The organism is Candidatus Hydrogenedentota bacterium, assembly GCA_016791475.1.
GTDB lineage: Bacteria > Hydrogenedentota > Hydrogenedentia > Hydrogenedentales > JAEUWI01 > JAEUWI01.
In genome coordinates this window covers 1-694 of record JAEUWI010000237.1, presented here as the reverse complement: position 1 = coordinate 694, position 694 = coordinate 1, and the positions used below count along the sequence as shown (strand labels likewise).

At 74.1% G+C, this 694-nt stretch carries 2 protein-coding genes; one reads left to right on the top strand and one right to left on the bottom strand.

Features of this window, described 5'->3' with window-relative positions; genetic code table 11:
• On the bottom strand, nt 1–272 hold a 272-nt coding region (locus JNK74_28945; GenBank protein ID MBL7650209.1), incomplete at its 3' end, for a UvrD-helicase domain-containing protein.
• A gap of 77 nt (nt 273–349) precedes the next feature.
• On the opposite strand from JNK74_28945, the gene JNK74_28940 reads away from it, so the two are divergent.
• The coding region (locus JNK74_28940) for a ubiquinone biosynthesis protein UbiB (GenBank protein ID MBL7650208.1) at nt 350–694 on the top strand (345 nt) is incomplete at its 3' end.

The window sequence follows — 694 nt, the reverse complement described above, 5'->3', positions numbered from 1 at the left end:
AGCCCGAGCGCCTCGTGCAGCAGTCGCCCGCTGCGACGGCCCAGCTCGGCGGCGGCACGGCGCGAGAAGGTGATGAGCAGCAGCCGCTCCGGAGATGTCCCCTGCGCCAGCAGGCGGGCGGCCCGCGAGGCCAGCGCCAGGGTCTTGCCGGACCCCGCCCCCGCCACCACCAGCAGCGGCCCGTCGCCATGGTCGACGACGGCCTGCTGGGCGGGGTCCAGCGGCAGGCGTGGGGGCAACGAGCCTGCGCGATCTGTATGAACATCCAGCATCGCATGCAGTGTAGTCGCCCGGCCGCGCCAGCCGGCCGTGCCCGTCCTCGGCCGGCTTGCCACGCGATACTCGGCGGATGCTGATCGAAGCGCTGTCCACTGCCCGTGACCTCGGCCGTGTGCAGGAGATCGCCGCCGTCCTGCTTCGGCACGGCCTGGGCGACCTGGTGCGGCGCCTCGGCCTTGCCGATGCGCTGGCGCGTGCGGGGCAGGTGCTTCACCACCCGCAGGCCGACGAGCTGGCGCGGCTCGAGCCACCGGTGCAGGTGCGTCTGGCGTTCGAGGAGCTGGGCCCGACCTTTGTCAAGCTGGGCCAGATCCTGGCCGGTCGCGGCGACCTGCTGGGCCCGGACTGGGTGGCCGAGTTCTCGCGCCTGCACAGCCATGTGCCGCCGGTTCCCGGCGAGGCGCTGCGGGCGCAG